We start from the raw sequence: 22,219 nt of genomic DNA, 5'->3' as shown, positions 1-22,219 counted from the left end.
ACACCGTGCGAGCCGTGGTGCAGCGGGTTTTGGAAGCGACCGTCCGAGTTGGAGGGGAAGAGGTCGGAAGGATCGGGCAGGGCCTCCTGGTCTTTCTGGGTGTCGGTCCCGACGACAGCGAACAGGACACGCGATACCTGGCGGAAAAGATCGCTCACCTCCGAATCTTTTCCGATGAAAACGACAAGATGAACCATTCCGTCCTGGATGTGGGCGGAGGCATTCTCGTGGTTTCCCAATTCACCCTCTGGGGGGACTGCCGCAAGGGCAGACGGCCTTCCTACGCCGGAGCCGCTCCACCGGATCTCGCCCTTGTCCTCTACGAAAAGTTCGTGGAAGAGATCCGGGCGTACTCGCCTCGCGTGGCCACGGGCAAATTCCAGGAGATGATGCAGGTGAGCCTCGTCAACGACGGACCCGTGACCCTGCTCCTGGACAGCCGGAAGCTATTTTAGACAAACGGACTCAAAACCAACAGGAGCTGTCCCGAAGACTTCCACCGCACACAGGGAGAACCATCATGCATCCAAGCGACATTCCAGATCTACCTGAACAATCCGGCGAGCTTTATCCCACTGACATTGCCGTGGACGTGGAGGGAGAATGGTTTTACAGGGGCGCGAAACTGGTGAGAGAAGACATTATCGAATTGTTCCTCAATTGCGTGCGCCTCAATCCCGGCGGGCCTTCCGAAGGGAAAAGCCCCTTCTGCATTGAATGGAAACAAAGTCTCTGCAGCCTGGACGTGGCCGATACCCCCTTCGTCATTGCCAGGGTCGACAAAATCCTTCAAAATCCCGAGGAAAGCCCGAAGGAAGAGGCCATCCTTCTGTCCCTCAAGCACCTTTCCACGGGGGAAATCCTGGATCCTTCCACCCTCTGCGTGGGCAGGGACAATGTACTGTACTGCCGCATCCGTGGGGGAGTCTTTCCGGCGCGCTTTTCAAGACCCGCCTATTACCAGCTGGCGGAATGGATCGAAGAAGACGCTTCGACCGGAGGGTTTGTTCTGGAGCTCAATGGCAGGCGCTACCCCATAACGCAGGCAGCCTGAACCGGTTGGCGCGGAATGGGGATCGTTGTGCTTCCCCCATTCCGCGCCGGTAGTCAGGGTGCTGGATCAATCGGCCTTGAAAAAGGCTTTGGGATTGGCGCCGCAGACGGGGCATTTTTCAGGGGGCGCAGCAGCTACCGTGTAGCCGCAAATTTTGCACACATACCAATCCTGGACGGGAAAATTAGCAGGATCCTGGAGAGCCTTGGAATAGAGGTCCGCATGCACCTGTTCCACGGCGTTGGCATAGGTGAAGCTGATTTCCGCCGACTTGTTGCCCTCTTCCTTGGCATCGGCGATCATCTGGGGATACATGTCCTTGAATTCGTGCGTTTCCCCTGAAATCGCTTCCTGAATGTTTTCCTTCGTGCTCTTGACCGCGCCGAGGGTCCGAAGGTGCTTGTGGGCATGAATGGTTTCAGCAGCGGCCACGGCACGAAAGAGCTTGGCCACGCCCGACATGTTTTCGTCTTCGGCTTTTTCCGCAAAGGCCAGGTACCTGCGATTGGCCTGTGATTCCCCTGCAAACGCTTCCCTCAAAGCTTTTTCCGTCTTGGACATTCTATTCTCCTTTTGATTGTTTTCAGCTCAAGTGCCCTTCCGCCGTCATCCGGGAACGGCTCCATCGTTTGGGTATACTGAATACAGCTGTTCAGAATAAGATGGCCATTGTTCACCAGCGTCATTCCGGCATGCTTTTAGCCGGAATCCACAAGAACTGACTGGATACCGGCTAAAAGCACTCCGGTATGACGGATGGTGATTGGGACACCCACTTATGCAGCGCTGTACTGAGTATACGCACCATGTTCTTCTGCAAAATGTATCTCTGACGAGGATGGGACCCAATGAGGACGCCCCCCGATTTGTGGTAGGCAAAAGTTAAGAAACAGGGAATCCAAAGTCAATCGATGTTTGTTCTCGAATTTCCAGTCGCTCTCCAGTGAAAAGGACATCCCCCCATCTCCAGCACGGGTAGGGTGCGTTTTACGCACCGGCTGATACTCGTGCGTAGATCGCACCCTACAGAATGCATGTCCTTCATTCCTTGGCCCTTCCTCACGGGCGTTTACACTTTGATTATTGGCAAACGATGCATTAATGTACTTGGACTGGATGCAATCTTTCTACCCACAGGAGGAGGTATTATGAGCACACCGTTTAAGCCGGGCATGACCCGTGAGCTGAAAATCAAATCTTCCCCCGAGCTTTCTGCACAGCGTTTTTACCCCAATCTCCCGGACGTGTTTGCCACACCCGCCCTGGGAGGGCTCATGGAGAGGGTTTCGGCCGAATTGATCGACGAGCATCTGCAGCCCGGGGAGCAGTCCGTCGGCATTTCCATGGACCTGAGGCACACGGCGGCCACACCCCTGGGGATGGAAGTGCGGGTCAAAACGGAAGTCACCGCCGTGGACGGGAGAAAGCTGACCTTCCAGCTGGAAGCCTTCGATGAAGTCGAAAAGATCGGAGAAGCCTCTCACGAACGGTTCATCATCCAGGCCGACAAATTCAACGCCCGCGTAGCCGATAAAGCCGCCAAGATGAAATAATCCACCGTGCGCTGAAGGGTCCCTCTTCGGGCATCTGGACTGGACGCAACTTCCACAGGAGGATCATCCCATGCCTTCCAGAGAATTATGGCCTTTTTTCCACCCGAGCGGCATCGCCGTCATCGGAGCCTCCGAAAGCCCCGACAAGCTCGGCCACGTGGTCCTGAAGAACCTCGTGGAAGGAGGATTCCCCGGGGCTCTTTACCCCATCAATCCCAAGGCTGAGCGCATTCTGGGCCTGACGTGCTTCAAGAATGTCAAGGACATCCCCGACAGTGTGGACATGGCCGTGGTCATCATCCCGGCCCGCCTGGTGCCCGACGCCATCCGGGACTGCGGCGAGAAGGGAGTCAAGGGAGCGGTCATCATCACGGGAGGATTCAGCGAAGCGGGAGCCGAGGGCGATGCCCTGCAGAAGGAGCTCACCGCCGTGGGGCGGGAATGTGGCGTGAGGATCATCGGCCCCAACTGCCAGGGAATCAACAACCCCTACCATCCCCTGTGTGCGTCGTGGCCCCTGCTCACCCGCAAAGGCCGTGTAGCCGTCATCAGCCAGAGCGGCACCGTGGCGGCAGCCATGATGGACTGGTTTTCCCAGGAGCAGCTCGGGGTGTCCAGCTTCGTAAGCCTTGGAAACCGCGCGGATGTGGATGAAATCGATCTCATCGAATACCTGGAAGAGGATCCCAACACGCACGTCATCGCCGTTTACCTGGAAGGCGTCAAGGACCCGGCACGGTTTCAGAACGTCCTCAAGACATTGAAAAAGCCCCTCGTGGTGCTCAAGTCGGGACGCACTCCCGGCGGGCGTGTGGCGGCCGAATCTCACACCAAATCCCTGGCGGGTGCGGACGCCATCTACTCCTCCCTCTTTCGTCGCCACGGGGTGCATCGAGCCGAGACACTGGAGGAATTCTACGATTTCGCCAAGGGCCTCGCTTACCTGAAACCACCCGAGGGCAATCGCATCCTTTTTATCACGACGTCGGGAGGCTCGGCCATCCTGGCCACCGACGCAGCCGAACAGGAAGGGCTGCAGGTCTCGCCTCTCCCTCCGGAGCTGGCCGATGCAATCCAGGGAGTCATTCCCGCCCACGCCATCCACGCCAACCCCCTGGATCTCACGGGGGACGCCAATGCCAAGATGTTCCACGAGGTCATCCAGCGCGCCCGGCCCTACTACGATACGCTGGGGATCATCTTCGGGGACCCCATCCTCGATGCCTCCCAGGTGGTGACACCCAATGCCAACGAGCTCATCATCTACCTGGGCGGGGCCGACGTGGAACGGGCGGAAAAACTGAAAATGCACCAGAGGGACGTTCCCGTCTTTCCCACGCCCGAACGGGCCATCCGGGCGCTCGCCCAGCTGATCCCCGCCGACAAAAAAGCCGAGCGGGCAAAGTACACCTTTCCCACCGCCGCAGGCCGCTCCCAGGTGGGTCTGTTCGAGAGCCTCAAATTCCTGGAGTCCAAGGGGTTTGACTGCATCGTCAGCCGGTCCGCCGACAGCTCCGGCAAGGCGGTGCACCTGGCCCACCAGCTGGGCTTTCCCGTCTCCCTCAAGATCGATTCCCCCGACATTCTGCACAAATCCGACTGCGGCGGCGTATGGCTCAACCTCCAGTCGGCCAAGGATGTGCGCTCGGCCTACACGGAAGTCATGAAGCTGGTCAAAAGCAGCCACCCCCATGCCCGCATCGACGGCGTGGTGGTCAGCTCCATGGCCACCAGAGGGCTGGAATTGATCCTGGGTATGCACCGCGACCCGCAGTTCGGTCCTGTCGTCATTTTCGGCTTGGGAGGCATCACGGTGGAGCTTTTCCGGGATGTTTCCCTGCGCATGCTGCCCATCGACCGTGCGGAAGCACTGCGGATGATCGGAGAGATCAAGGCGGCTGCGCTCCTCAAGGGATACCGCGGGCAGCAGAAGATCGATGTGGAAGCCATCGCCGACGGGCTCCTCAAGCTGGCGCGGATTGCAGAGGAGCACGAAGACATCGTGGAAATCGACCTCAACCCCATCTTCGCCTATTCCGAAGGGATCGTGGTGGTGGACGCCCGCATCATCAAGGCGTGATGCTGGGCCTACTGCAACAACAAGACATTGCTCTCCCGCGTAGGGTGGGCTTTTGCCCACCAACCAGTGCTTTCGGCGCAGAACGGTGGGCAAAGCCCACCCTACTGGGCTGGGGACGGATGCTATCGTCCGCAAGAATGAAACCTTCACCCCTTGGATATCCCTGCTAACACTGTAGGAGCGGCTTCCAGCCGCGACTTTTCCGGGATGTTGCAGCATCCGGTGTCGCGGCTGGAAGCCGCTCCTACGCAAAACGCATCGTTTCATCCTCAACCAGCAGGTCTGCGCCCGACGATGCGGTCGAGCTTTCGAAGGTCCTCCCGGGTTAAAGGCTCGGGAGGACCTTGTCGCATCAGGTGGGCATAAAAGAGCGTGTGAGCGGCGTGCTCCAGTTTTTCCAGGCGGGAACAGGCTTCCCCCAAGTCCCGCCCCACCGTCAGGGATCCGTGCCGCTCCAGCAGAACGGCCTGCGCGTCCTCCACGAACGGCGCGATGGAATCGGGCACTTCCCGGGTGCAGGGCGTCGCATAGGGCGCCGTGGGCACAGGGCCGAATCCCATCCACACCTCGGGCAGGGCGTCGGCCGGAAAGGGCATTCCCGCCAGCGTCATGGCCGTCAGCATGGGAGGATGCGCATGCACGACGGCCTGCACGTCGGGGCGCTTTTCGTAGACGAGGAGGTGCAGGCGGATTTCGCTGGAGGGCCGTCCCGCCCCGGCGAGCACCTCACCCCGGTCATCCACCAGAAGCAGGTCCAGGGGCTGAAGATCCCCCTTGGCGCGCCCGCTCGGGGTGATGAGCAGACGGCCCCGTCCCAGCCTGCAGCTCACATTGCCGTCGGCAGCCGCCACCAGGCCCTTTTGTTCCAACCTCTTGCAAACAGCGATCAATTGGCACCGCAGTCGATTTTCTTCCTGCATCTTTTCCCCTCTCTCCGCCCTGCCCCCCGATGCGCCCCAGAGGCGTGAGCGTCATCTTTTTGCCTTGTGTTTCCGGGAACTGAACCTCTATACTTGCGGCACAATGTGTAGCACAGGAGCGGGAAAAATCCCACTGTGCGAGCCGGTCGGGGGGAGGGGATCCGGTCCCTTAGAGGCTGTCTAAAAAATGAGTCAATCACTCTAAGCATTCACATTGTTTCGTCATTCCGGCAGTCTTTAAGCCGGAATCCAGGGTTTTCGCTGGGCTGGATTCCGGCTCAAAGACTGCCGGAATGACGAGCAAACAAATTTTCAGACAGCCTCTTATACTCTTGGATGACCCCGCTTTCCTTGTAGGAGCGGCATCCTGCCGCGACAGCGTGCACATCGCGGCAGGATGCCGCTCCTACAAAAAGGAACGCTATGAATCCTTGGCGGGTCGAACAACTCAACGGCGTTATTCCCGCGGTCCTTGAGGATCCCACAGGCTTTTTTCACTGACACGATAAAAAGGAAAACCGGCTCCATGATCAAATGGTTCAAACGCAAGAGCAAAAAAGAGAAAGCCCTTCCGGAGGCGGACCGGGAAGCCCGAAGGGAAGAGGCGGAGGACCGCGAGCCCCTGGAGAGCACTTTGGACCTCCAAGGGGGAGCGGAAGAACCCTCTCCCGCTGCTCCACCCGCATCGCCTCTCCCCGGTGAGGAACCCAAGGAGAGCCCCACCCCGGTAGCCGAAGGAGCCCCTCCCCCGGGGGACGCGGCACCGGAAGCCGCAGCCCCTGCCGCATCCCCCGACCTTCCCGAGCCCATGGAGATGCCCACGGGTGAACTCGAGGCTCCAGAGGAAGCATTTCCGGCCGATGAGGAAGAAGAACCCGAACGGCAAAAGCGCCGCTACTTCGCAAAGCTTCGAGAACGCCTCCACAAAACGCGCGAACAGCTTTCCAAGCGCATGGACCGGCTGGTCCTCGGCAAGAAGACCATCGACCTGGATCTCCTGGACGAACTGGAGGAGATCCTCATCACGTCGGATTTGGGCGTGCGCACGACTCAAATGCTCCTACAGAAAGTGACGGACAGGGTCAAGCGCAAGGAGCTGAAAGATCCCCAGATGCTGCAGGAGCAGCTGCGGGCCGAAATCGACGGCATCCTCTCCCAGTCCATGACGCCCCTGGATTACAGGGCCGACCACCCCTTGGTCATCATGGTCATCGGTGTCAACGGCGTGGGCAAAACCACGACCATCGGGAAGCTGGCGCACCAGCTGAAACGGGAGGGACTGAAGGTCATGCTGGTGGCGGGAGACACCTTCCGAGCCGCCGCCGCCGAACAGCTGACTCTGTGGGGAGAACGGGTGGGCGTGCCCGTCGTGCGCCAGAAGAGCGGCTCCGACCCCTCGGCCGTGGCCTTCGACGCCATGGACGCCGCCGTGTCCCGGGACATGGACGTGGTCATTGTCGATACGGCCGGGCGTATGCACACGAAAGTGAACCTCATGGAAGAGCTCAAAAAGGTGCAGCGGACCATCCAGAAGAAAATGCCCGCCGCACCGCATGAAATCTTCCTCGTGCTGGACGCCTCCACGGGCCAGAACGCCCTCTCCCAGGCGCGCCTCTTCAAGGAAGCCATCGGCATCACGGGCCTCATCCTCACCAAGCTGGACGGCACGGCCAAGGGAGGCATCGTCGTGGCCATCTGCGAGGAGCTTCAGGTTCCCGTGCGCTACATCGGGATCGGAGAAAGCACCGAAGACCTCCGCCCCTTCGACCCCGAGGAGTTCGCCCGCGCCCTTTTTTAAGGGACCGGCAACAACCTGCACCTTTAAAGAGGACTTTTTGAGGATTCAAAGCATCTTCCTGTAGGAGCGGCATCCTGCCGCGAGGGCGGGCTCGTCGCGGCAGGATGCCGCTCCTACAAAGAAAACGGCGCTATCAAATCGAAAGATCTCAACTTCACCAAATGTAGATGGCTTTAGGAACCCTGCCAGGCACCTCGCTTCATCAGCGTGAGTCAGCGCCTGTCAGCGTTTTCAGCGTCCCCTGTTCGCTCCATCGCTCCAGCTCAGCCTCACACACGAAAGGACAACCATGACCTCAGGTGCACTTTCCGGTTTCAAAATTCTCGATTTGTCCCGCCTCCTTCCCGGTCCCTTCTGCTCCATGCTCCTGGCCGACATGGGCGCGGATGTCATCAAGGTGGAAGATCCCAAGCTGGGGGACTACATCCGCTGGTGGCCGCCCAGGGTCGGCAAAAACAGCGGATTCCATGTCGTGTTGAATCGCAACAAACGCTCCTTGAGCCTGAACCTGAAGGCGCCCGAAGGCAGAGATATCTTCCTGAAGCTGGTGCGGGACGCCGACGTGGTGCTGGAAGGCTTCCGGCCCGGCGTCATGGCCAAGCTGGGACTGGGCTACGACACCCTGGCGGCCATCAATCCGCGCCTGGTGTACTGCGCCATCACCGGCTACGGCAGCGACGGCCCGCTGGCCCTGAAGGCCGGCCACGACATCAACTACCTGGCCTTGAACGGCGTGCTCTCCTACTGCGGCAGGGACGGCCTCCCCACCCTGTCGGGCGTTCAGATCGCCGACCTGGGGGGAGGCGCCCTCTACGCGGCCTTCAGCATCGTAACGGCGCTCCTCGCCCGCGAACGGCTGGGAAAGGGTCAGTTCATCGATATTTCCATGACCGAAGGGGCTTTCACCTGGCACTGCCTGCGTTGGGGCAAGTTCCTGGGCGACAGCCAAACGCCGTCCCCCGGCGACGATTTTCTCAACCACGGCTACGCCTGCTACAACATTTACGAAACCCGCGACGGCAGGCACATGTCCCTCGGCGCTCTCGAGCCCCAGTTCTGGAAGGCTTTCTGCCGGACGGTGGGACACCCCGAATGGGATCAGCCGGACTATTTCGAACCCGGCCCGCATCAAAAAGTTCTGCAGGAAGCCGTAGCGGCCCTCTTCCAGGAAAAGACCCTGGCCCAATGGACGGAGATTTTCAAAGGGAGCGACTGCTGCTGCGAACCCATTCTCAACTTGGCCGAAGTCATGGAAGATCCCCAGATGAAGGCGCGGGGGATGGTGGTGGACCTCGTCCACGAAAGCTGGGGAGCATACCGGCAACTCGGCATCGCCCCCAAGTTTTCCCTGACTCCCGGGAGCCTCCGCACCCACGCCCCCGAACTGGGGGAGCACACGGACGCGATTTTGAAGGGGTTGCAGTACTCGGAGGAGGAGTTGGATGCGCTGCGGGTCAGGGGGGCCATCTGACCTGAAAAATGCTCGGACACTGACGCTTGGCCTTCGATTTCGGTTATGATTACTTCAGCTCTCACGCACCTCCATCTGCTCTATTTTCATCTGAAAGAGCCTGATGTCGTCAATGAACCTCGGGCAGGCCTTGAGGGTCTCATTCGCCCTCTCGATGACGAGCTCCGGGATCAGATTCGTGTGATAGGCTCCCCTGAAGACATGCCTGAAACCTCTCAGCACATTGAGGGAAAGAAACGTTGCTTCTGAAATCAGGGCGGGCCGCACTCCTTCATTGGAATATTTCGCTCGGCGCAGCAGCTGCATGTGCCAGTCTTCCCCGGTCGGGAGCACCCCATCGATGTGCCGGATCAGATCCTTGAGAATTTTTTCCATCCCACTGAAGACGCTGTGGATGCATCCGGCGATAGCCCTCATGTGGGAATCCTTGTCTTCTGTGTCCTGAGCCGCCTCGAACCTCTGCATCTTCCTCTGCATGACCTCGAGCTCCCGGGTGATCTCCAGGATCTCGTTTTGAACATCAAGAAAGATCGCAAGCATAACGTTTCCCCTTCTCCCGGATTCTCTTCACCAGGTAGGCCGGCGCATTTTCCAGGTAGACGAGATCAAAGCGCATTCCCCCCACAATTTCCTCTATCTCGGATTCCACCCTGTAGATGTGCTCTCGGGGAAGCCCTGAGACCGCAAGGTCTATGTCGGAGTGCTCCCCGAACCCCCCGGTAACCAGCGACCCGAAGATGAAGGACTCCCTCGCCCCAAGGCGACACAGGTACCGGCAGGCTTCCTCGGCCCTTTTCAGAGCAAGGAGGCGCTTTGTTTGTATGTGCTCCATGTCTTGCGCGCGGAGCTCGAGACGTGGCATGGCGACTGTGTATCCTTCATTTTCCCGCCACGATCATGCGACCCTTTCGGCGGACAAAATATTCTCAAAAACACGGAAGCCTGAAACAAGCATTTTAGAGGTTAAAAAGGGCGTTTTGTGGCCGAAACACTTCACTCTTGCAACAAACATCCAAGAAGAAACAATATGCCGGCTCAGCCTGACCCCTTTCCCCCCAAGAAAAAACCCCGACTACCCCATTAGCAGGCATTCTCAAGCCTCTCTGCAATCCATTGGTTCAAGCTCTTGCCCTCTCTGAGGGCAAGAACATATACCTTTCGATGCAAGGTCGGCGGCAGGCGGAGCATCAACCGCCCAGAGAATGATTTATCAGGCTCTTCCCCCCTTTGCTCGCAAAACTCCAGATAGTCATCAAGGGACTCTCGGAAAGCCTGTTCTATTTCTTCAACGCTCTTTCCCTGGAAAGTGATGACATCCTTCAGATCAAGGACTTCTCCGTGGAAGATACCTGCTTCGTCATCATATTCTACATGTCCCGTGTACCCTTTGTACGTCAGCATGGGTCTTATTCCTCTGCCTGAATACCTGCTTCTGTCAAAAACCGCCTCAGTGACTTGAGAGCCCCGTTGTCAGTCTCTTTCTGTGGATGTGGACGGTGAAAAACAGCTCGAACCCCGTTCAGATAGACGCGTACTCTTGAGCCCAGCCCCTCGCTCAGTTCAGCTGCCAAGGCAACGAGAAGACTTTCGATACCTGCCCATTCAACATCAGAACGAACAGGATCTTCAAAGATGGCATGCAGTGTTTTTAGGTGCTTGCTGCTCAGCTTCATAGTGTCATTATATGGCATCACCCTCCAGAGAGGAAGTCCGAACTGATGCGGGAATATACGGCATTCGCTATGGCTGCTGACCGCGGTACTCAAGAGTGTACCGTCATTCAACTACGCCTCAACGCTTGACGGTGTAGAGAGTGGAGCGGACTCAAGATGCCGGAACCAGCCGCCGGGAACGAGGAACCAAAACAAAAATAGGCCCATGCAGGCTCCAACTTGCCGAATATCAGTCATTGGCGTATATTGAATTATGATTTTCATTGAGACAACGATTTTCACGAGGGAAATAGAAGCCCTGTTGCCTGATGATTCCTATCGAAAACTGCAGCAGGCGATAGTTCTTCGCCCTGAGGCCGGGAGCCTGATTCCTGGGGGTGGAGGCTTGCGTAAGCTCCGGTGGAATCTTCCACAGGCGGGTAAGCGAGGAAGTCTTCGAATCATTTATTATTGGGACGCGCCCGGGGATACGGTTTACATGCTTCTGGCTTACAAGAAGAGCAGACAGCAAGACCTCACCCCGGACCAGCTAAAAATCTTGAGCAGACTTGTCACGGAGTGGCTGAAATGAAGAAAAAAGATTTCGATAACTTGGTTGAAAGCATCCAGGAGGCTGGGAAAATCAAAGCCGGGGAGCTGCCGGCAAGCCGCCGCTTTGAGCTCAGTCCTCTCGACATCAAGACGGTACGCGAGAAACTGCATAAATCCCAATCCGAATTCGCCCTCATGATAGGCGTGAGCGTCTCCACACTCCAAAACTGGGAACAAGGCAGAAGAAAACCGGAGGGACCCGCAAAGGCCCTCTTGAAAGTTGCGTTCAAGAATCCAAAAGCGGTCATGGACGCTCTCAATTCATAAAGGCGACACAGATACCGACAGGCTTCCTCAGCCCTCTTCAGAGCAAGGAGGCGCTTTGTTTGTATGTGCTCCATGTCTTGCGTGCGGAGCTCGAGACGTGGCATGGCGACTGTGCATCTCTCATTTCCCCGTAGACACCCGGATCTATGCCGCTTTGATTTCACGCGCATGGAGTATCTCATTGGGGTACATGGGGCGAACGTCCTTTGACTCCAACGTGATGACCGCCACCGTATCACCCTTCGCGGTGACAAACTCAACCTCGAAGGCTGCTCCATCCTCATAACAGTGTACCACTGCTCCGATATCCCCCCGACGCAGACCGTGCTCAAGAATGCCGCGGGTGAGTACAATGGATTCCAACTCTCTGATCACTTTCTACTCCTCTATCGTCTTCTCGACTGCAGGATATGCCGTGACGAAACGCGGCAGTTTCTCGCCCGTTTCAATGATCCACACAGTGCGAAGTCGTGCTCTGATGCCGGATAGATCATCCGGTAGCCGCCACTCTTGCCTTTGGCTGCATCTGAGTTTTTGGCTCGAACCTTGAAAACTTCGTATTGAATATGTTGAATTCTGGTTCGAAGTGCCGGCGGATGGAGTAGCTTGCAGGCGTTACGCCAAACCAAGGACCGCATGAAAAGTGACGAAAGGATTCTGGGAGACAGCGATTTTGTTGAATCTGCTCTTGTCGGGGCCAGAGAGGCCATGGAGTGGAGACATCGTCTCAAGAGTCTGGGGTGCGATTGGGGTACGATCGTCACCCGGGTTTCGCGGTTACTTGACGTTCCGGAGGCGCGAATCAAGTCTTCCGGCAAAGAACCCGAGCGCGTGAAAGCCAAGAGTATCGCGGCCCACTGTGCAGTCAAGGAACTCGGTACGGCGGGGACTGGGGTTGGCAAAGAATTGGGCCTAACTCAGTCCACGGTCAGCAGGGCAGCCCGAAGGGGCGAGGAGATTGTCGGAGAATTCGGCCTTTCCATTGTCGACGATGGAAACGCATCATTTCATGGGCGGCCCCTAAATTTTCATAAGGGTAACGAGAGGGTAGTAAACAATGGTCAAAATCACGAAGGTGTCCGTAAAAGGAAATTATCGCCTTGAAGTGGCATTTGATGACGGTGTACGTGGGGTGGTTGACCTCTCTGACCTGGTCGGCAAAGGTGTGTTCACGTTGTGGCGTGACCCACATGTTTTCGAACAGGTTCAAATCGGTTCATTCGGCGAGCTTGTCTGGCTCGACAAAATTGATCTTTGCCCTGACTCCTTGTATCTCAAAGTAACGGGCAAGAAACCGGAAGAAGTTTTCCCGTCCTTACGTTGCGAGCCCATTTATGCCTGAAATCAGCCGATTTTTCGGAATCGTTATCAAGATGTTTTTTGACGATCACAACCCACCTCATTTCCATGCCGAGTACAGCGGCGACGTGGCCCTGTTCGATATTCGCAGCTTATCGCTATTTTCGGGTCACTTCCGCCTCGCGTGAAGGAGTTTGTCATCGAATGGGCAACGATTCACCAGCAGGAGCTCCTTGAGGACTGGCAAAGAGCACAGACTCAGCAGGATCTTTTCAGTATCGCCCCCCTCGAATAATGGAAAAGGATAAGTACTACCGCTCCTGCTGCAGGTGCGACCATGCGGCATCCTCCTCCGGCCGATTCCAATCCTTGGCAAGAGCTGGTTCACTCCATAGAGCAGTCTCCTCACTGGATATGCCTGGTGGATCTTCCAATATGGTAACGAGTGCTCTCCGAGCTGCTGCCAGCTGCACTGGCTCAAGGAGACGTACATTTCCTTGCTCATCGATGATCGCTTCAACTGTTTTGATCATTTGCCTTACTTCCACAACGATACTACACGCCTTTACTGCCCAGCATGTCGAGACCACAGGATGAGGGATGCCTGATGTAAGCGGCAGCCGCATCGCTAGAGCACAGCGGAGGAGCTGTCGGCTACATGTAAGATCGGAGATGCCAAATCATAAAAAGACAGTCCACACCTGTCAATGATTGCCCAGAGCTATCGTACGGGCGCCGAAGGGAAAGTGGACCTGGTCCTGGAAGTGGATTGCGACCTCGTGGCGGTGGAGGTCAAACACACCACAACGGTGGGCGGGCGGGACCTGCGAAGCCTGCGGGATTTTACGGCCGAGGATAACGCCCGCCTGGGCGTGGTCATCAACAATGACATCGCGCCGAGGCGCTGCGAAGACCGCACCGTCGGAATTCCTTACATGCATCTATAAGGGACTCTGCGTGGGGCAGGGAGGAAAAATATATCACCCAGGATGCGCCCGGTTCATGAGGAGAGAGCAGCGAAGAATGCACGTCCATGAGCAGGAGAGTTTTAAAGAAGGATTTTCGCGGGCAAAGGGGGCACGTTAGGGTGGAAAATATCCAAGTTCAAAGCAACAATTCGAGAAGTAACGATATGTTGGTTTGGTCCGTCCCCTTGTTTTGACCTTCAGGGCATGGTGATAAAAGGGGGCATTGCACACGCCCTAAAAACGAAAGAATCGCATTATTTCATGGGCGGCCCCTTCTTCCTGGAACGGAAATGTCGTCTCAAGAGTCTGGGATGCAATTGGCGGACGATAGTCACTCGGGTTTCACGGTTATTTGACGTTCTAGTAGAGGCGTGAATCAAGTCTTCCGGCAAAGAACCCGACCGGGTGAAAACCAAGCGTGTCGCAGCCTGTTGGGGCTGTCAAGGAGCTCGCTATGGCGGGCACTGAGGTTGGCAACGCATTGAGTTTAACTCAGTCCGCGGTCAGCAAGGCAGTCCGAAGGGGCGTGGAGATTGTCAGAGAATTCGGCCTTTCCATTGTTGACGATGGAAACGCATAATTCCTTTTCCCCAAATCGTGGGCTTTTGAAATCAAAAAAGGCAGAATCATTTCTGACCCTGCCTTCCTCTTAACCAATCGATTATGTCTTCTTACCTCTGAAACTTTCTCCTGACTCCTACCACGCCAACTAGCCCAAGGCCAAGAAGCAGAATGGTGGTTGGTTCAGGAACAGGCGTGGAAGGTACCCTCACGGCCCATTCTTCAAATCCATCATTGGAAGAAGCTGTTCCGTTTGGCACGCCAAATTGTGAAAAGAATATTACATTGCCAGCAGCCGCTGTTCCAAACACGCTATTGCGGATGTAAAGCTGCATGTCCCCGGCGCCGCTTCCTGAGTTGAGTGCATAATTAAGCTCAATGGAATTAAAGGGCGTGGGAGAATTTATATTATTCATTCGGAACACTTCGTTGTAACCACCGAACGCAATCAGTGCCGCCGTGCTCGCCGTTGCTTCTGTAAGAGAGTATCCGAGAGTATCAGGACCTAAGAAAAGCTGAATCTGATTCAGAGTCAGAAATTCATTATCTCTACCTTTATTCTGGTTAATATCCAGAATAAACTCCCTGTATTTATTCCCATCTATGGTTACAATGGGGACAGTGGAAAGGTCAAGTGCGTGCGTAAAGGTGCCCTTTAAATCATCAAGCAGGCCCGGGCCCTGCGGAATAAGGGACGAATTATAGCCGCGTTCTTGACCTGTCTTCTGAATGCGTAAAAACGGATCTATCACACCTGTGCCAGTTGACTGTTGATTCATCCATACGGCTTGAAACGTCCCACCTACATCCGCAACTGCAGTTCCCGAAGAATTCTTCGTCGTCAGGTCGATAAGTGTAGCAGAAGCTATCGAACTAAAAAGACAAACAGCAAAAATTCCCATGATCGAGGCTAAAAAGCGTGACTTTTTCATTTCTAATCCTCCCTTTGATATTGATTTTGACACTTCTTTTCACTCAACACAATACGCATGTTCAGTGCCAATCATTACAACTATCTAAATGTATTAATTTATTTCCTAATATGAATTTAAGAATACATCGACATTTCGTAAAGTTTCCCGACGATTGCCAGAAAAAACAATCGATGATTATCGAAAAATTCAAAGAATCACTGTAACTTATATAATTATTTCGAATATGAAAAGTATTCCGACGTTTTTTCTTGAATTGCCGACTTCTCAAACAGAGAGAGACGGACGTCCATGAGGGAAGTTAGGGTAGGGCTATCGCATGAAATCTTACAGGTTGAGTACATGGAGCATGTAGCCCTCATCCGAACCGGCCTTTTTTCGCGAGGCTTTGACACCATGTTTCCTTGTTTTGTCCTGTTTGATAAGGTTGAGGGCAAAATGTCGTATGATGGCCAAATTGGTGGAAGCCTGTCCCATTTGTATTCTGTTCTCATCTTCTCGAAAGGCTATGTCGAGACACCAGTGCAGCCCGTTTTCTACGCCCCAATGTCCGCGGGATGCTTGAGCAAAAGTCTTGGGATCACTGACAGACTTAAAATGTAGAAGCGTGTCTCACGCGTAATTTTTTCGCCAATCTCTCGTTGGGATTCAACCATGCCAAAGGAGGTAAGCTTTTCCCACTTGTGCCTGTCCTCAAACCACTCAATTTCGTCGGTGGTGGTACAGCGGCGGATTTCAATTCGTCCATGCTCGCCATCCGTAGTTTCATAGGTATTATGGGAAAGATCTTTGAATCCGTTTTCTCTGGCATTTTGAAAGAGTAGCCCTACCTCTTTAGGGGAAGTAGGGGACGCCCATGAAATTATGGGAAGTAGGGGACGCCCATGAAATAATGCGTTTCTTTCCCTTTGCAGATCCTGCACTAGACAGAGACAGGGGGAGGACCAAGTCAACCCATCGTTTTCCCTTATTTATATTGCCACTAAAGGCCGTTTTCGGGATTTAAAGATCCTTTTTGACCTTAAAATCATCCCTTTAAGAAATGGCGGTGTTCTTTCCATTGCGGCCGGCACGAGTGGCAAACCAGTCGCACTTTCCTGTTATCATCGTGTGCCGCAAGCTGTCGTCTTCAGCACTTCTCCGGGAGGTAGTGCACCATTCGGAACGCCTTCTCCGGTAATGCCGAACACTCCGTCTTAACCTTCACACTGAGTCTCAATACCATAACCCCAAGACGGCATTATCGGAGGATATGAATGAAAATGATCGCATTGAAATTACCGGATGAATTGCTGACCAAAATCGAGCACACCGCGAACAAGAGGGGTAAGACCAGGTCAGCTGTCATGCGTGAAGCCCTGGAGGATTTCCTTTCTGATAACAGGAACCTGTATGGGGCTCCCGCCTGGGTCTTGCACGCGATCTTGCCGGATGCCTGCAAGCCCCCGAGGATCTGTCAAGAAATCCGACGCATATGTGGAGAGGGAGGGACGCCCATGAAATAATGCGTTTCTTCCCTTTGCAGATCCTGCACTAGACAGAGGCAGGGGCGCGGACCAAGTCAACCCACCGTTTTCCCTTATTTGTATTGCCACTAAAGGCCGTTTTCGGGAAATACGGGACGCCCATGAAATAATGCGTTTCATCCCTTTGCAGATCCTGCCTTAGACAGAGGCAGGGGCGCGGAGCAAGTCAATCCACCGTTTTTCCTTATTTGTATTGCCACTTAAGGCCGTTTTCGGGATTTAAAGATCCTTTTTGACCTTGAAATCATCTCTTTAAGAAAAATGGCGATGTTCTCTCCATTGCGGCAGGCACGAGTGGCAAACCGGCCTTATTTTCCTGTTATAATCGTGTTCCGCAAGTTGTCGCCTTCATTACTTCCCCGTGAGGTAGTGCGCCATTCGGAACGCCTTCGCCGGTAATGCCGAACACTCCGTCTTGACCTTCACTCTGAGTCCTAATACCATAACGCGAAGACTGTATTATCGGAGGATTTGAATGAAAACGATCGCATTGAAATTACCGGATGCATTGCTGACCCAAATCGAGCACGCCGCGAACAAGAGGGGTAAGACCCGATCAGCTGTCATGCGTGAAGCCATGGAAGAATTCCTTGCCGATCACAGGAACCTGGCTGGAGGCTCCTGCCTGGATCTTTTACGCGATCTTGCCGGATGCCTGCAAGCCCCCGAGGATCTGTCAAGAAATCCGACACACATGGGCGACTATGGAAAATGATGCGGCAGGTTATCCTGGACACGGGACCGCTGGTGGCCTTCCTCGACACTCGGGGCAGGGTCCACGAATGGGCCATGGCCCCAATGTGCGGAAATTCAGCCGCGGCTTTTGACGTGCCAAGCTGCGGTTTCAGAAGCCTGCTTTCTTCTCAGAGGGTCGCCCCCTGGTTCGCGCTCCATTCTTGAATTACCTTGAAAATCCCCCTCGATCCCCCTTTGAAGTAGCTGACTACAAAAAGACCTTGTAACCAACTCTCAACGCTTTTCCGAGCTTCCTGGCCATCTCTTTGCCAATGGGTCGCTTACCGTTCTCCATTTCCGAGATGTGGCGCTGCGGGATACCCGTAAGCTCAGAGAGCTGCTTCTGGGTCAGTCCTTCTTTGCCCCTTGCCCCAACCAGCATTGTGCCAGGGGTCAGTTCATCATCAAAACACTCCCGCCAGGGGATCGAGTCGGAAACATCTACAAACCCCAGGGATTTGAGTGCTCCGACAGCCTCACTGCGCTTTCCTGAAGGCCCCAGGAAACGCAGTTCTACGGGTTCATTTTCAATAGGGGGCTTTTTCGTGGGTGCCCGCATAGGCCACCTCCACCAATCTGATCTCTTTGTCTCTCACTTCCCAAACCGCAACAACTGTCGGTCTTCCCTTCCCGAGATGGCAGTGATGCCGGTCGCGTCCAAGTACACTGTAGTTTTGCCGGTTTCCTCGAACCGGGACCCTCTGAGCCTCATCGATGACCTCGGGCTTTTCCATGCCGGCAATGAACCCAGTGGGGTCGGCACTTGCAGCAGAAAGAACGCCGGCATTATCCAGGGTCACATAGCGAGCCGGATGGGGTCCATTGGCAATCTCTTGGACAAAAGTGCTCTTTCCTGTTTGCCTTGCGCCCCGCAGGAAAGCGACAGGAGTATCCGATAAGGCGTCCAGGAGGTTTTTGACGATATTTCACCCTCTGACAGATTGATCGAGCCTTGGATCGAAGCAGGTTATTCTTCTATTTAACTTGTTAAGGATTGTAGGCTTTATCCCTGTAGGAGCGGCATCCTGCCGCGATGGTGAGCCAGTCGCGGCAGGATGCCGCTCCTACAAACAAAAGGAAGCCGGTCCTACAAAGAGATGGTGCCCCTCCTACAAATTAGAGGGCCGCTCCTGCAAAAATCAAGCTTTCAATCTTCAACGCGTAAAACGGTCTTGAATGTTACTGAAAACGTCATTCCCCCGCTTGTAGCCTGAATCGTACCGCATGGCAAATTTTCATCATACCGGCTTTCGCCGATATGATGGTGTGAGAATGTTAAATAATATATAATGAAATGTTTAGTACTCTTTCTGTGGAGGTGTAGATATGGGAAATACTATTCGTGCCGTTGTACATGAGGGGAGAATCGAGTTGTTGGAAAAGATCGACCTTCCCGAAGGGTCAGAGGTTCTGGTGACGCTGCTGTCCGATGACCCGGGTTTCTGGCTGAAGGCCAGCGAAAGCTCCCTCGATTCAGTCTGGGACAACTCAGAGGATGACGTGTATGCCGAGTTACTCGAAAAGTGAAGTCGTTTTAGTGCGCTACCCCTTCTCGAATACATCGGGATCTAAGATCAGACCTGCCGTGATCGTGAACGCTCCTCATACTTCGCAGGATTTCATCATCGTCCCGGTGACCAGCAAAGTATTTTCACTGCTGACAGGCGAGTTCGTGCTTGCTGATTGGAAAGCGGCCGGATTGAATGTACCTTCCGCAGCGAAGCGGGGACTTTATACTGTGCATCAGAGCTTAGTCATGAAGGTCATCGGGAGGCTAACTGCCATGGATGCCAATAGCTTGGAGAGTTCACTGCGGGCGTGGCTGGGACTGAGGTGAAGGTCCAGCCTGCGCTTCGTGTGAGCATAGGAAGTAGGGGACGCCCATGAAATAATGCGTTTCATCCTTTTGCAGATCCTGCACTACGCAGGGGCGCGGACCAAGTCAACCGACCGTTTTCCCTTATTTGTATCGCCACTAAAGGCCGTCTTCGGGATTCAAAGATCCTTTTTGACCTTAAAATCATCCCATTAAGAAATGGCGATGTTCTTTTCATTGCGACCGCCACGAGTGGCAAACCGGCCCTACTTTCCTGTTATCATCTTGTGCAGCAAGTTGTCGTCTTCAGCACTTTCCCGTGAGGTAGTACGCCATTCGGAACGCCTTCGCCGGTAATGCCGAACACTCCGTGTGGACCTTCATTCTGACTCGTAATACCATAACGCCAAGACGGTATTATGGGAGGATATGAATGAAAACGATCGCATTAAAATTACCGGATGAATTGCTGACCAAAATCGAGCACGCTGCGAACAAGAGGGGTAAGACCCGGTCAGCTGTCATGCGTGAGGTTCTGGAAGATTTCCTTACTGATAACAGGAATCTGGCTGGGGGCTCCTGCCTGGATCTTGCACGCGATCTCGCCGGATGCGTGCAAGCCCCCGAGGATCTGTCAACAAATCTGACACATATGGACGACTACGGAAAATGATGCGGCAGGTTATCCTGGACACGGGACCGCTGGTGGCTTTTCTCAACGCTCGAAGAGAGGGAGGGACGCCCATGAAATAATGCGTTTCTTCCCTTTGCAGATCCTGCACTAGACAGAGGCAGGGGCGCGGACCAAGTCAACCCACCGTTTTCCCTTATTTGTATTGCCACTAAAGGCCGTTTTCGGGATTTGAAAGACCCTTTTTGACCTTGAAATCATCCCTTTAAGAAATGGCGATGTTCTTTCCATTGCGGCCGGCACGAGTGGCAAACCGGGCTTACCTTCCTGTTATCATCGTGTGCCGCAGGTTGTCGTCTTCAGCACTTCTCCGGAAGGTAGTGCGCCATTCGGAACGCCTTCGCCGGTAATGCCGAACACTCCGCCTTTACCTTCATTTACCTTCATTCTGCGTCCTAATACCATAACACGAAGACTGTATTATCGGAGGATATGAATCAAAACGATCCCATTAAAATTCCCGGATGAATTGTTGACCAAAATCGAGCACGCCGCAAACAAGAAAGGTAAGACCAGGGCCGCTGTCATGCATGTGGCCCTGGAAGATTTCCTTACTGGGGAAGCAGGGGACGCCCATGGAATAATGCGTTTCTTTTCTTTGCAGGACCTGCAGGCCACAGGGAGGCAACAGGGCTCTGTCCAAGCAAATTGTATTCCATTATTTTTATTGCCAATAAAGGCCGATTTTAGGCTTTAAGCCGCCCTTTTCAACCTTAAAATCATCCCCTTAAGAAATGGAAGAGTTTTTTCCATTGCGGCGGGGATGAAGGGGTAAGGGTCGATCATCTTCTGCTTCAGAAGTGTAAAATAATTCGACACTGCCCTGCCGAAACCACCCTCAATGGGATGGTGGCGCATCCTATCGGCGCGTTTTTCCCGGCTCGCTTGAGGGGATCGGTAAGACCACCCTGCGATTTTCAGAAACGCGGGAACGTGGCGCGCACCCCAAAGCCGGAGCTTCAGCCTGGCTCTGCAGAAACTTGGAAGCTCGATTCACCTTTTCGAACACCTTCGCCGGCAATGCCGAACACTCCGTCTCGACCTTCACGCTTAGTTGTAATACGCTCATTTCAAGACAGCATTATTCGGAGGATTTGAATGAAAACGGCCGCATTGAAATCACCGGACGGATTGCCGACCGAAATCGAGTACGTTGCGAACAGGAGAGGTTAGACAAACTCCGCTGTCATGCGTGAGGCACTGGAAGATTTTCTTTCCGGTAACAGGAACCTGTCTGGGGGCCCCTGCCTGGATCTTGCACGCGATCTTGCCGGATGCCTGCAAACCCCCGAGGATCTGTCAAGAAATCCGACACACATGGACGACTACGAAAAATGATGCGGCAGGTTATCCTGGACACGTGACCGCTGGTTGCCTTCCTCGACACTCGGGACAGATACCACGATTGGGCCAGGGCCAAATTTGCGGAGATTCGGCCGCCACCTTGTCGTCATCCATATACGTCCCAAACAGCGTGCCTAATTGCTCTTGGAAGTATGGGAGTAATTCAATTTCCAAAATTCCCGCTTCAAAGCCTCACGATTTGCTGACAAGTGCCAGATTCCTCCTTGATTTGACTACGCCCAAGGCGTATATATTTTATATGTATACATTTATTGAAACGAGCATCTTTGAGCGAGAACTGCCTGTGTATCTCGATGATGACGAGTACGCCGAGCTGCAGTTGTTCCTCATGATACATCCCGATGCCGGGGACGTTATCCCGGGGTCGGGGGGTGTGAGGAAGCTCCGGTGGAAGAGACCCGGCCAGGGAAAGCGCGGTGGGACGAGCGTCGTTTACTTTCTACGGCATGGGCCTCGGGAGATCTGGATGCTCACGATCTATGCAAAAGCCAAACAAGAGAACATTCCGCTGCACATACTCAAGGCACTGAAGGAGAAACTTACCCATGACCCGTAAACTTACAGGGAAGGCCCTGGACGAGCACGAAGCAGTGAGAGACATTTGGGCGGAGGTATTGGAAGCCGTTGACGAGATCCGGGCTGGCGGCGGCAAGAGGACCACCATCGAGCCAAAAACGGCCGCAGCCCGCGCACGACTCAAGTCAGGGCTCACGCAGGCTCAATTTGCTGAAGTTCTGGGTATTTCAAGGCGTACCCTGGAGCATTGGGAGCAGGGTCGACGGGAACCGTCAGGAGCGGCCAGAACCCTCATCAAAATTGCCGAGAAGCATCCGGAAATCCTCAAGGAAATGGCGTCGTAAAGGAGGCCGGGGGAAGTAGGGGACGCCCATGAAATTATGCGTTTCTATCTCTTTTCGTT

General features: G+C 54.6%; 27 protein-coding genes and 2 pseudogenes. 17 read left to right on the top strand and 12 right to left on the bottom strand.

Features of this window, described 5'->3' with window-relative positions; all coding sequences use genetic code 11:
- The first annotated feature begins 5 nt into the window (after positions 1-5).
- Complete coding sequence (dtd, locus tag MWC30_RS14100; RefSeq protein ID WP_244084838.1) at positions 6-455, top strand: D-aminoacyl-tRNA deacylase; 450 nt, start codon at positions 6-8, stop codon at positions 453-455.
- Positions 456-520: 65 nt separating this feature from the next.
- Entirely contained in the window at positions 521-1,054 is a 534-nt protein-coding gene (locus MWC30_RS14095) for a DUF1285 domain-containing protein (protein WP_244084837.1), read from the top strand.
- Between the two features lie 66 nt (positions 1,055-1,120).
- Here the strand turns inward: MWC30_RS14095 and MWC30_RS14090 are convergent, their stop codons facing one another.
- Positions 1,121-1,615 carry a rubrerythrin family protein gene (locus tag MWC30_RS14090; RefSeq protein WP_244084836.1) on the bottom strand — a complete coding sequence of 165 codons (495 nt, stop codon included), beginning with the start codon at positions 1,613-1,615 and terminating at the stop codon, positions 1,121-1,123.
- A 587-nt stretch (positions 1,616-2,202) separates the two neighbouring features.
- Between MWC30_RS14090 and MWC30_RS14085 the strand changes: the two genes are divergently transcribed.
- Positions 2,203-2,607, top strand: coding sequence for a thioesterase family protein (locus tag MWC30_RS14085; protein ID WP_244084835.1), 405 nt, complete (start codon positions 2,203-2,205; stop codon positions 2,605-2,607).
- A gap of 70 nt (positions 2,608-2,677) precedes the next feature.
- Entirely contained in the window at positions 2,678-4,687 is a 2,010-nt protein-coding gene (locus MWC30_RS14080) for an acetate--CoA ligase family protein (RefSeq protein ID WP_244084834.1), read from the top strand.
- 269 nt (positions 4,688-4,956) lie between these two features.
- Here the strand turns inward: MWC30_RS14080 and MWC30_RS14075 are convergent, their stop codons facing one another.
- Positions 4,957-5,607 carry a class II aldolase/adducin family protein gene (locus MWC30_RS14075; RefSeq protein WP_244084833.1) on the bottom strand — a complete coding sequence of 217 codons (651 nt, stop codon included), beginning with the start codon at positions 5,605-5,607 and terminating at the stop codon, positions 4,957-4,959.
- Between the two features lie 526 nt (positions 5,608-6,133).
- Here MWC30_RS14075 and ftsY point away from each other — a divergent pair.
- Positions 6,134-7,405: a signal recognition particle-docking protein FtsY gene (gene ftsY / locus MWC30_RS14070; protein ID WP_244084832.1), complete on the top strand. Its 1,272-nt coding sequence runs from the start codon at positions 6,134-6,136 to the stop codon at positions 7,403-7,405.
- Between the two features lie 289 nt (positions 7,406-7,694).
- Positions 7,695-8,876 carry a CaiB/BaiF CoA-transferase family protein gene (locus tag MWC30_RS14065; protein WP_244084831.1) on the top strand — a complete coding sequence of 394 codons (1,182 nt, stop codon included), beginning with the start codon at positions 7,695-7,697 and terminating at the stop codon, positions 8,874-8,876.
- A gap of 54 nt (positions 8,877-8,930) precedes the next feature.
- Here MWC30_RS14065 and MWC30_RS14060 read toward each other — a convergent pair whose 3' ends face one another.
- The 4 genes from MWC30_RS14060 to MWC30_RS14045 all read right to left on the bottom strand — a co-directional run bounded on the left by MWC30_RS14060 (position 8,931) and on the right by MWC30_RS14045 (position 10,549).
- On the bottom strand, positions 8,931-9,416 hold the full coding sequence (locus tag MWC30_RS14060; RefSeq protein WP_244084830.1) for a hypothetical protein: 486 nt from the start codon (positions 9,414-9,416) through the stop codon (positions 8,931-8,933).
- A complete protein-coding gene (locus MWC30_RS14055; RefSeq protein WP_244084829.1) occupies positions 9,397-9,738 on the bottom strand; it encodes a nucleotidyltransferase domain-containing protein in 342 nt (113 codons plus the stop codon). The genes MWC30_RS14060 and MWC30_RS14055 overlap by 20 nt, the downstream gene beginning before the upstream one ends.
- Before the next feature lie 218 nt (positions 9,739-9,956).
- The gene (locus tag MWC30_RS14050; protein WP_244084828.1) at positions 9,957-10,277 is read right to left on the bottom strand and encodes a type II toxin-antitoxin system HicB family antitoxin; all 321 of its coding nucleotides are present in this window, start codon (positions 10,275-10,277) and stop codon (positions 9,957-9,959) included.
- 5 nt (positions 10,278-10,282) lie between these two features.
- Positions 10,283-10,549 (bottom strand): type II toxin-antitoxin system HicA family toxin, encoded by a 267-nt coding sequence (locus MWC30_RS14045; protein ID WP_368860859.1) that lies wholly within the window; start codon positions 10,547-10,549, stop codon positions 10,283-10,285.
- Between the two features lie 567 nt (positions 10,550-11,116).
- Between MWC30_RS14045 and nadS the strand changes: the two genes are divergently transcribed.
- Positions 11,117-11,407: a NadS family protein gene (gene nadS, locus MWC30_RS14040; protein ID WP_244084826.1), complete on the top strand. Its 291-nt coding sequence runs from the start codon at positions 11,117-11,119 to the stop codon at positions 11,405-11,407.
- Positions 11,408-11,551: 144 nt separating this feature from the next.
- On the opposite strand, the gene MWC30_RS14035 is transcribed toward nadS, so the two are convergent.
- A complete protein-coding gene (locus tag MWC30_RS14035) occupies positions 11,552-11,782 on the bottom strand; it encodes a DUF4926 domain-containing protein (protein WP_244084825.1) in 231 nt (76 codons plus the stop codon).
- A 682-nt stretch (positions 11,783-12,464) separates the two neighbouring features.
- On the opposite strand from MWC30_RS14035, the gene MWC30_RS14030 reads away from it, so the two are divergent.
- Positions 12,465-12,749, top strand: coding sequence for a DUF2442 domain-containing protein (locus MWC30_RS14030; protein ID WP_244084824.1), 285 nt, complete (start codon positions 12,465-12,467; stop codon positions 12,747-12,749).
- Positions 12,742-13,001, top strand: a pseudogene (locus tag MWC30_RS23020) (DUF4160 domain-containing protein). Before MWC30_RS14030 ends, MWC30_RS23020 begins: the two are co-directional and overlap by 8 nt.
- Before the next feature lie 16 nt (positions 13,002-13,017).
- On the opposite strand, the gene MWC30_RS14025 reads toward MWC30_RS23020, so the two are convergent.
- The gene (locus MWC30_RS14025; RefSeq protein ID WP_244084823.1) at positions 13,018-13,239 is read right to left on the bottom strand and encodes a hypothetical protein; all 222 of its coding nucleotides are present in this window, start codon (positions 13,237-13,239) and stop codon (positions 13,018-13,020) included.
- A gap of 174 nt (positions 13,240-13,413) precedes the next feature.
- Here MWC30_RS14025 and MWC30_RS14020 point away from each other — a divergent pair, with 174 nt between their 5' ends.
- The gene (locus MWC30_RS14020) at positions 13,414-13,653 is read left to right on the top strand and encodes a hypothetical protein (protein ID WP_244084822.1); all 240 of its coding nucleotides are present in this window, start codon (positions 13,414-13,416) and stop codon (positions 13,651-13,653) included.
- Between the two features lie 692 nt (positions 13,654-14,345).
- On the opposite strand, the gene MWC30_RS14015 is transcribed toward MWC30_RS14020, so the two are convergent.
- Positions 14,346-15,167 carry a PEP-CTERM sorting domain-containing protein gene (locus MWC30_RS14015; protein WP_244084821.1) on the bottom strand — a complete coding sequence of 274 codons (822 nt, stop codon included), beginning with the start codon at positions 15,165-15,167 and terminating at the stop codon, positions 14,346-14,348.
- A 327-nt stretch (positions 15,168-15,494) separates the two neighbouring features.
- Positions 15,495-15,746: pseudogene (locus tag MWC30_RS23015) on the bottom strand (ISAs1 family transposase); the annotation flags it as partial.
- A 677-nt stretch (positions 15,747-16,423) separates the two neighbouring features.
- Between MWC30_RS23015 and MWC30_RS23010 the strand changes: the two are divergent.
- Positions 16,424-16,672, top strand: a complete 249-nt coding sequence (locus MWC30_RS23010; protein ID WP_368860856.1) for a ribbon-helix-helix protein, CopG family — start codon at positions 16,424-16,426, stop codon at positions 16,670-16,672.
- 496 nt (positions 16,673-17,168) lie between these two features.
- Complete coding sequence (locus MWC30_RS14010) at positions 17,169-17,408, top strand: CopG family ribbon-helix-helix protein (RefSeq protein WP_244084820.1); 240 nt, start codon at positions 17,169-17,171, stop codon at positions 17,406-17,408.
- Positions 17,409-17,636: 228 nt separating this feature from the next.
- Here the strand turns inward: MWC30_RS14010 and MWC30_RS14005 are convergent, their stop codons facing one another.
- Together MWC30_RS14005 and MWC30_RS14000 are read right to left on the bottom strand one after the other, a co-directional pair.
- Positions 17,637-17,987 carry a helix-turn-helix transcriptional regulator gene (locus MWC30_RS14005; protein ID WP_244084819.1) on the bottom strand — a complete coding sequence of 117 codons (351 nt, stop codon included), beginning with the start codon at positions 17,985-17,987 and terminating at the stop codon, positions 17,637-17,639.
- Complete coding sequence (locus MWC30_RS14000) at positions 17,956-18,303, bottom strand: AAA family ATPase (protein WP_368860858.1); 348 nt, start codon at positions 18,301-18,303, stop codon at positions 17,956-17,958. Before MWC30_RS14000 ends, MWC30_RS14005 begins: the two co-directional genes overlap by 32 nt.
- A gap of 451 nt (positions 18,304-18,754) precedes the next feature.
- Here MWC30_RS14000 and MWC30_RS13995 point away from each other — a divergent pair, with 451 nt between their 5' ends.
- From MWC30_RS13995 to MWC30_RS13975, 5 genes are all read left to right on the top strand, one after another.
- Positions 18,755-18,955 (top strand): antitoxin family protein, encoded by a 201-nt coding sequence (locus MWC30_RS13995; RefSeq protein ID WP_244084817.1) that lies wholly within the window; start codon positions 18,755-18,757, stop codon positions 18,953-18,955.
- Positions 18,933-19,265, top strand: coding sequence for a type II toxin-antitoxin system PemK/MazF family toxin (locus tag MWC30_RS13990; protein ID WP_244084816.1), 333 nt, complete (start codon positions 18,933-18,935; stop codon positions 19,263-19,265). Before MWC30_RS13995 ends, MWC30_RS13990 begins: the two co-directional genes overlap by 23 nt.
- A gap of 412 nt (positions 19,266-19,677) precedes the next feature.
- Positions 19,678-19,917 (top strand): CopG family ribbon-helix-helix protein, encoded by a 240-nt coding sequence (locus tag MWC30_RS13985; protein WP_244084815.1) that lies wholly within the window; start codon positions 19,678-19,680, stop codon positions 19,915-19,917.
- 1,621 nt (positions 19,918-21,538) lie between these two features.
- Positions 21,539-21,856: a type II toxin-antitoxin system RelE/ParE family toxin gene (locus MWC30_RS13980; protein WP_244084814.1), complete on the top strand. Its 318-nt coding sequence runs from the start codon at positions 21,539-21,541 to the stop codon at positions 21,854-21,856.
- Positions 21,846-22,160, top strand: coding sequence for a DNA-binding transcriptional regulator (locus MWC30_RS13975; protein WP_244084813.1), 315 nt, complete (start codon positions 21,846-21,848; stop codon positions 22,158-22,160). The genes MWC30_RS13980 and MWC30_RS13975 overlap by 11 nt, the downstream gene beginning before the upstream one ends.
- Positions 22,161-22,219: the final 59 nt, after the last annotated feature.

The organism is Desulforhabdus sp. TSK (assembly GCF_022836495.1).
GTDB lineage: Bacteria > Desulfobacterota > Syntrophobacteria > Syntrophobacterales > Syntrophobacteraceae > Desulforhabdus.
Note: the sequence above shows the minus strand (reverse complement) of the source record. Positions and strands in the feature narration are given on the sequence as shown.

Coding starts and splice junctions, on each gene's coding strand:
- MWC30_RS14050 (WP_244084828.1), bottom strand. CDS start 10,277: ATGCTGACGTACAAAGGGTACACGGGACATGTAGAATATGATGACGAA.
- ftsY (WP_244084832.1), top strand. CDS start 6,134: ATGATCAAATGGTTCAAACGCAAGAGCAAAAAAGAGAAAGCCCTTCCG.
- MWC30_RS13995 (WP_244084817.1), top strand. CDS start 18,755: ATGGGAAATACTATTCGTGCCGTTGTACATGAGGGGAGAATCGAGTTG.
- MWC30_RS13975 (WP_244084813.1), top strand. CDS start 21,846: ATGACCCGTAAACTTACAGGGAAGGCCCTGGACGAGCACGAAGCAGTG.
- MWC30_RS14075 (WP_244084833.1), bottom strand. CDS start 5,607: ATGCAGGAAGAAAATCGACTGCGGTGCCAATTGATCGCTGTTTGCAAG.
- MWC30_RS14045 (WP_368860859.1), bottom strand. CDS start 10,549: ATGAAGCTGAGCAGCAAGCACCTAAAAACACTGCATGCCATCTTTGAA.
- nadS (WP_244084826.1), top strand. CDS start 11,117: ATGAAGAAAAAAGATTTCGATAACTTGGTTGAAAGCATCCAGGAGGCT.
- MWC30_RS14095 (WP_244084837.1), top strand. CDS start 521: ATGCATCCAAGCGACATTCCAGATCTACCTGAACAATCCGGCGAGCTT.
- MWC30_RS13985 (WP_244084815.1), top strand. CDS start 19,678: ATGAAAACGATCGCATTAAAATTACCGGATGAATTGCTGACCAAAATC.
- MWC30_RS14020 (WP_244084822.1), top strand. CDS start 13,414: ATGATTGCCCAGAGCTATCGTACGGGCGCCGAAGGGAAAGTGGACCTG.
- MWC30_RS14060 (WP_244084830.1), bottom strand. CDS start 9,416: ATGCTTGCGATCTTTCTTGATGTTCAAAACGAGATCCTGGAGATCACC.
- MWC30_RS14085 (WP_244084835.1), top strand. CDS start 2,203: ATGAGCACACCGTTTAAGCCGGGCATGACCCGTGAGCTGAAAATCAAA.
- MWC30_RS14080 (WP_244084834.1), top strand. CDS start 2,678: ATGCCTTCCAGAGAATTATGGCCTTTTTTCCACCCGAGCGGCATCGCC.
- MWC30_RS13990 (WP_244084816.1), top strand. CDS start 18,933: ATGCCGAGTTACTCGAAAAGTGAAGTCGTTTTAGTGCGCTACCCCTTC.
- MWC30_RS13980 (WP_244084814.1), top strand. CDS start 21,539: ATGTATACATTTATTGAAACGAGCATCTTTGAGCGAGAACTGCCTGTG.
- MWC30_RS14030 (WP_244084824.1), top strand. CDS start 12,465: ATGGTCAAAATCACGAAGGTGTCCGTAAAAGGAAATTATCGCCTTGAA.
- MWC30_RS14055 (WP_244084829.1), bottom strand. CDS start 9,738: ATGCCACGTCTCGAGCTCCGCGCGCAAGACATGGAGCACATACAAACA.
- MWC30_RS14010 (WP_244084820.1), top strand. CDS start 17,169: ATGAAAACGATCGCATTGAAATTACCGGATGCATTGCTGACCCAAATC.
- MWC30_RS14015 (WP_244084821.1), bottom strand. CDS start 15,167: ATGAAAAAGTCACGCTTTTTAGCCTCGATCATGGGAATTTTTGCTGTT.
- MWC30_RS14005 (WP_244084819.1), bottom strand. CDS start 17,987: ATGCGGGCACCCACGAAAAAGCCCCCTATTGAAAATGAACCCGTAGAA.
- MWC30_RS23010 (WP_368860856.1), top strand. CDS start 16,424: ATGAAAATGATCGCATTGAAATTACCGGATGAATTGCTGACCAAAATC.
- MWC30_RS14065 (WP_244084831.1), top strand. CDS start 7,695: ATGACCTCAGGTGCACTTTCCGGTTTCAAAATTCTCGATTTGTCCCGC.
- MWC30_RS14025 (WP_244084823.1), bottom strand. CDS start 13,239: ATGATCAAAACAGTTGAAGCGATCATCGATGAGCAAGGAAATGTACGT.
- MWC30_RS14090 (WP_244084836.1), bottom strand. CDS start 1,615: ATGTCCAAGACGGAAAAAGCTTTGAGGGAAGCGTTTGCAGGGGAATCA.